The sequence below is a fragment of the Streptomyces sp. NPDC045956 genome (assembly GCF_056430705.1).
The window spans coordinates 379,020-385,489 of the sequence record NZ_JBWKKZ010000009.1; the positions used below are offsets into that span (position 1 = coordinate 379,020).

Annotated in this window: 5 protein-coding genes; 1 reads left to right on the forward strand and 4 read right to left on the reverse strand. The window is 70.6% G+C overall.

All coding sequences use genetic code 11. The annotated features are described in order from the left end of the window. Positions 1 to 29: 29 nt before the first annotated feature. The 4 genes from rfbA to AC07FV_RS25080 are packed head-to-tail and all read right to left on the reverse strand — an operon-like array spanning position 30 to position 3,963. A complete protein-coding gene (gene rfbA, locus AC07FV_RS25065) occupies positions 30 to 908 on the reverse strand; it encodes a glucose-1-phosphate thymidylyltransferase RfbA (protein WP_479089483.1) in 879 nt (292 codons plus the stop codon). Between the two features lie 26 nt (positions 909 to 934). Beyond that, positions 935 to 2,122: a DegT/DnrJ/EryC1/StrS family aminotransferase gene (locus AC07FV_RS25070; RefSeq protein WP_479089484.1), complete on the reverse strand. Its 1,188-nt coding sequence runs from the start codon at positions 2,120 to 2,122 to the stop codon at positions 935 to 937. Continuing rightward, positions 2,119 to 2,712, reverse strand: a complete 594-nt coding sequence (locus tag AC07FV_RS25075; RefSeq protein ID WP_479089497.1) for a sugar 3,4-ketoisomerase — start codon at positions 2,710 to 2,712, stop codon at positions 2,119 to 2,121. The genes AC07FV_RS25070 and AC07FV_RS25075 overlap by 4 nt, the downstream gene beginning before the upstream one ends. Positions 2,713 to 2,751: 39 nt before the next feature. Further along, a complete protein-coding gene (locus tag AC07FV_RS25080; protein ID WP_479089485.1) occupies positions 2,752 to 3,963 on the reverse strand; it encodes a cytochrome P450 in 1,212 nt (403 codons plus the stop codon). Between the two features lie 594 nt (positions 3,964 to 4,557). On the opposite strand from AC07FV_RS25080, the gene AC07FV_RS25085 reads away from it, so the two are divergent. Beyond that, positions 4,558 to 6,470 (forward strand): type I polyketide synthase (locus AC07FV_RS25085; RefSeq protein ID WP_479089486.1); only part of this gene is annotated, 1,913 nt, incomplete at its 3' end.

Sequence of the window (6,470 nt, forward strand, 5' to 3'; positions counted from 1 at the left end):
CGGCGGTGCGGGCGGGCCGGCGCGGGGTCTCATGCGGTGCCTGCACGGGTGGCCACCTCCATCAGGTACGCCCCGTATCCGGAGGTGCCCAGTTCGCTGCCGAGCCGGTGCAGGGTGTCGGCGTCGATGAAGCCCATGCGCAGGGCGATCTCCTCGATGCAGGCGATCCGCACGCCCTGGCGCTGCTCGATGAGCTGGACGTACTGGCCGCCCTGGAGGAGGGAGTCGTGGGTGCCCATGTCCAGCCAGGCGAAGCCGTGCCCCAGTTCGATGAGCCGGGCCCGCTTCTGCTCCAGGTAGGTCTTGTTGACGTCCGTGATCTCGAGCTCGCCGCGCGCGGAGGGGCGGATGTTCTTGGCGATGTCGACCACGTCGTTGTCGTAGAGGTAGAGGCCGGTCACGGCGAGGTTGGAGCGGGGACGGGCCGGTTTCTCCTCCAGGGACAGCAGCACGCCCTGGTCGTCGATCTCGCCGACGCCGTAGCGCTTGGGGTCGCCGACCGGGTAGCCGAACAGCACGCAGCCGTCGAGGTGGCGGATGCTGCCCTGCAGCACGGCCGAGAAGCCGGGGCCGTGGAAGATGTTGTCGCCCAGGATGAGCGCGACCGGGGAGTCGCCGATGTGGTCGGTGCCGATGGTGATGGCCTGGGCGATGCCCTCGGGCTCCGCCTGCTCGGCGTACGTGATGTCCAGACCGAGCCGGGAGCCGTCGCCCAGCAGCCGCTGGAACAGCTCGATGTGCTGGGTGGAGGAGACGACGAGGATCTCCCGGATGCCGCCCAGCATCAGGACGGACAGCGGGTAGTAGATCATCGGCTTGTCGTAGACGGGCAGCAGTTGCTTGGACAGCGTGCCGGTCAAGGGGCGTAGGCGGGTTCCTCCGCCGCCTGCGAGGATGATCCCTTTCATTCCGGGACGCCCTGACATGACCTCGGTCATCGTTTCTCCGTCACTAGAGGAAAACGCTGGCCGTCCGGCGTCGGGTACGCCGCCGGCCCTGTCGGGTACGCCGCCAGCCCCGCGGACGCCGCCCGGACCGCCGCCACGACGGCGCGGGCCTCGTCCTCCCCGAGGTGCGGTCCCAGGGGGAGGCTCAGGCTCTGCGCCGCCAGGCGTTCACTGAGCGGGTGGGCCCCCTCCGGCGCACCCGCCGGGTCGTCGGCGTAGGCCGGGGACCGGTGCGGGGGCACGGGGTAGTGGATCAGGGTCTGCACCCCGGCCCGGTCCAGCCGGCGGCGCAGCTCGTCGCGCTCCGCGCAGCGGACCACGTACAGGTGCCACACCGGCTCCGCCCAGCGCGCGGTGACGGGAAGGGCCAACTGCGGCAGTGCGCCCAGGTCCCGGCCGTACCGCTCGGCGATGCGGGCCCGGCGGGCGTTCCAGGCGTCGAGCCGCGGCAGTTTGGCCCGCAGCACGGCCGCCTGGAACTCGTCGAGCCGGGAGTGGGTCGAGCGCACCTCGTGCCGGTACTTCTCCCGGGAGCCGCAGTTGCGCAGCAGCCGGATCCGCTCGGCCACCCCGGAGTCCCCGGTGAGCACCGCGCCGCCGTCTCCCATGGCGCCCAGGTTCTTGCCGGGGTAGAAACTGAACGCGACCACGTGACCCGAGCCGATCCGGCGTCCCCGGTAGCGGGCCCCGTGAGCCTGGGCCGCGTCCTCGACCACGGCCAGGCCGTGCCGTGCGGCGATCGCCAGCAGCGGGTCGAGGTCCGCCGGGTGCCCGTGCAGGTGCACCGGCATCACGGCCCTGGTGCGGGGGGTGAGGGCCGCCTCCACGAGCGCCGGGTCGAGGGAGAGCCCGTCCGGCGTCGGATCGACGGCCACCGGCCGCGCCCCGGTGGCGGACACGGCCAGCCAGGTCCCGATGAAGGTGTGCGCGGGCACCACCACCTCGTCCCCGGGACCGATGTCCAGCGCCCGCAGGGACAGCTCCAGCGCGTCGCAGCCACTGCCCACCGCCACGCAGTGGTCGTTGGCGCAGTACGCGGCGAACTCCTCTTCGAAGGCCGCCAGTTCCGCGTCGAGCAGATAGCGGCCGGAGGCGGCTACCCGCCGGAGCGCCGCGTCGATGTCGTCCCGCAACTCCCGGTAGCCGGCGCCCGCGTCGAGGAAGGGGATGGTCATGCCAGGCTCCGGGCGTCCCGCAGGAAGGTGTCGTAGTCGCGGTAGTAGTCCGACTCCTCGTAGTGCTGCGAGGCGATGACCAGCGCCACGGTGTCGGGGTCGAAGTCCTTCAGGACGCGCCAGACCATGGGGCCGATGCAGAGCCCGGCCCCGGGCTCGTCGAGACGGTAGGTGGCGTGCTGGAAGCCGTCGTCGAGGGTGATGGAGAAGGCGCCGTGGACGGCGATGACGAGCTGTTCCAGGGTGCGGTGCGCGTGCAGGCCGCGCGGGTGCGAGGACTGGGTCTGCCCGTGCATGTAGTAGACGCGTCGGACGGGGAAGTCCACGGTCACGCCCGACTCGATCACGGAGAGGCTGCCGCGCGGGTCGATGTGCTGCTCCAGCCTGATCAGCCGGCACGGCTTGATCCTGCCGACCCGCCGGGCAGGAGGCTCGGCTGTGTTCTCGGCGATGGCGGCGCTCCTTATCGGGCGGTCGTGAGCGGGGGGCGTGAGGCGGGGGCGTGATCGGGCGGTCGTGAGGCCGGGGCCGGCGGGCTCGGGACGGCCCCGGGCTTCGGGACAGTCCCGGATTTCGGGACGGTCCCGGATTTCCGGACGGTCCCGGACGTCGGGGCGGAACCCGCGGGGTCAGTTCCAGTCGACCCGGACGGGCAGGTACTTCGGGGTGAGCTGGTCGGCCTCGTAGAACACGGTGTGCTCGTGGTCGATGCGGAAGCCTTCGACCCGGTCCAGGAGGAGTTCGAGCATGACCTTGCCCTCCAGGCGGGCGAGGGCGGCACCCAGGCAGTGGTGGATGCCGTGGCCGAAGGCCATGTGCCGGGTCCCGTCCGAGCGGCGGATGTCGAAGGTGTCCGGGTCCGGGAAGTGCCGGGGGTCCCGGTTGGCGGACTGGCTCCAGGCGATCACCATCTGGCCCTTCTCCATGAGCGGGCCGAGGACGGTGGTGTCCTCCTTGACGAACCGGAAGATGTTGTTGAAGGGGCTGCGGTAGCGCAGCGTCTCCTCGATCGCCCCGGGCACCAGGGAGCGGTCGGCCCGCAGGTCCGCCAGCGCCTGCGGGTTCTCCTCCAGGACGAGGAAGAGGTTGCTGAGCAGGGTGCTGGACGAGACGTGCCCCGCGGTCAGGAGCAGCGCGACGATGTTGACGATCTCGACGTCGGTCAGCCGGCGGCCGTCCTGCTCGGCCTGGACCAGCCCGCTGACCAGGTCGTCGGCGGGCGCGTCCCGCTTGGCGTGGATCTGCTTCAGGAGGTAGTCCGTCATCTCCTTGAGGGCCGGTGCGATCGTCTCGGTGAAGTTGTCCGGGAGGTTCGGGTACTCCAGGCCCTCGTTCGTCAGCAGCGTGTCGACCCACTCCCGGAACAGGTCGCGGTCGCCGGCGGGGATGCCCAGCAGTTCGGCGATCACGATGACCGGCAGTGCGTAGGACAGGTCACCGACGGCGTCGACGACGTCCTGTTCCCCCACCTTGTCCAGGAGCTCCTCGGTGATCGCGCGCACCCTGGGCTCCAGCCGGGCGATCCGCCGGGGGGTGAAGGCCTGGCTCACCAGTTTGCGCATCGGTCCGTGCGCGGGCGGGTCCAGCGCGCCGATCGTGCCCGGACCGATGATCATCTCCAGTTCGGGCGGGGTCGGCATCACCGTGTTGAAGTCCGAGGAGAAGTACTGCGGGTGGCTCGACACCGTCACGTAGTCGTCGTAGCCGAACACCTGCCACGCCTGCCGGGTCTCGTCCCAGAACACCGGATGACGTGTCCTGTTGTACGCGAACCAGTCGAGCAGCCCACGGGCGTCCGCGTCCTTGCTCAGCTCCATCGGTCCCGTCACGGCCTCACTCATCAGTCGAACTCCTTGAAAAGCGGTGTCTGGACCGAACGCGCGGCACGGTGGTTCCGGTCCCGGTTACCGGCAGAGCTTAGGAATAGCCGGAGAATGTCGGCAAGACGGACCTGACACAATGAGTATCCGTCTGAAATCCCGGCCGAGATGTCGGCCCGGGCAGCGCGCGAGCGGCGGGGACGGGGCAGGGCGGAGGGCTCGGGGAGACCTGACATATTCGTCGCGAATGGGTTGTCCCGGGCCGCTCGGTGCTGAAATCTTGCCCGCTCGCCCGATATCCGGGCGCCGCGCGTGGCCTTGCGTGACCGGTCGGGCGTCGCGGCATCGCCCCAGCTGACCTGGTGCGATGTTCAATCCGCCCCTGGATGCTCCCTGGCGGAATCGCCCGGCCCCGGGTGATGCCGACTGCGCCGGGCGATCCCGTGAGCTGCCTCGCGATGCCGTGCGAAGAGAATCCGTGGGCATCTCCGAACTTGACACAATTGATTGTCGTTCACCGGTCGTTCCTGTCGTCCGGCAGTTCGCCCACTGTACGCTCGTGAAGATCAAGAAAAGGCAGAAAAGCTGAGGCGTGGCACGGCGAACATATGAGGGATGCAGGTGTCTGAAGAACTCGCGATTTCCCGAAGTGGCGACCGCTCCGACGCCGTTGCCGTGGTCGGAATGGCGTGCCGGTTTCCCGGCGCACCCGGAATCGCGGAATTCTGGAAACTGCTGACCGACGGAAGGGAAGCCATCGGCCGGGACGCCGACGGCCGTCGGCGCGGCATGATCGAGGCGCCCGGCGACTTCGACGCCGCCTTCTTCAACATGTCACCCCGCGAGGCCGCCGAGACCGACCCCCAGCAGCGCCTGATGCTCGAACTCGGCTGGGAGGCCCTGGAGGACGCCGGTATCGTCCCCGGTTCCCTGCGCGGCGAGGCGGTCGGAGTCTTCGTCGGGGCCATGCACGACGACTACGCCACCCTGCTGCACCGCGCCGGAGCGCCGGTCGGCGCCCACACCGCCACCGGCCTCCAGCGTGCCATGCTCGCCAACCGGCTCTCCTACGTCCTCGGGACGCGCGGTCCCAGCCTCGCGGTGGACACCGCGCAGTCGTCCTCCCTGGTCGCCGTCGCCCTCGCCGTCGAGAGCCTGCGGGCCGGCACGTCCCGCATCGCCGTCGCCGGAGGCGTCAACCTCGTCCTCGCCGACGAGGGAACGGCCGCCATGGAACGCCTCGGCGCCCTCTCACCCGACGGCCGCTGCCACACCTTCGACGCCCGCGCCAACGGCTACGTCCGCGGTGAGGGCGGCGCCGCCGTCGTCCTGAAGCCCCTCGACGACGCCCTGGCCGACGGCGACCCCGTGTACTGCGTGGTGCGCGGCGTCGCCGTGGGCAACGACGGCGGCGGCCCCGGGCTGACCGCTCCCGACCGCGAGGGACAGGAGGCGGTGCTCAAGGCCGCCTGCGCCCAGGCCCGCGTCGACCCGGCCGAGGTGCGTTTCGTCGAACTGCACGGCACGGGCACCCCGGTGGGCGACCCGGTCGAGGCACACGCCCTCGGCGCGGTGCACGGCTCCGGCCGGCCGGCCGACGAGCCCCTGCTGGTGGGCTCGGTGAAGACCAACATCGGCCACCTGGAGGGCGCCGCCGGCATCGCGGGCCTGGTCAAGGCCGCACTGTGCCTGCGGGAACGCACCCTTCCCGCCTCACTGAACTTCGCCACCCCCTCCCCGGCCATCCCTCTGGACCGGCTCCGGCTGAAGGTGCAGACCACCGCGGCCGACCTGCCGCCGGCCTCGGGAGGCGCACCTCTGCTGGCGGGCGTCAGCTCCTTCGGGATCGGTGGCACCAACTGCCATGTGGTGCTGGAGCACCTGCCTCGGGCCGCGTCGGACGTGGCCGTCGTCGGCTCCGAACCCGTCGCAAGCTCCGGCTCCGACTCGTTCCCGGGCGTCCCGCCGTTGGTGCTTTCGGGGCGGTCGGAGGGGGCGTTGCGGGCGCAGGCTGGTCGGTTGCGTGATCTGGTGGGGCGGTCGGGTGTGGCTGTGCGGGATGTGGCTTTCTCGTTGGTGTCGACGCGGACGCTTTTCGAGCAGCGTGCTGTGGTGGCGTGTGGTGGGCGCGATGAGGTTGTGGCTGCTCTGGATGGGTTGGCGTCTGGCGTGGCGTCTGCGGGTGTGTGGACGGGGGTGGCGGTGCCGGGTGGGGTGGGGGTGTTGTTCTCGGGTCAGGGGGCGCAGTGGGTGGGTATGGCGCGTGAGTTGTATGCGGGGGGTGGGGTGTTTGCGGGGGTGCTGGATGAGGTGTTGGGGCTGGTGGGTGAGGTGGGTGGCCGGTCGTTGCGGGAGGTGATGTTCGGCGACGGTGACGGTGACGGCCATGGCGGTGATGGTGATGGTGGTGGTGATGGCGGCGGTGGTGGTTTGGGGTTGTTGTCGCGTACGGAGTTTGCTCAGCCTGCGTTGTTTGCGGTGGAGGTGGCGTTGTTCCGGGCGTTGGAGGCTCGGGGTGTGGGGGTGTC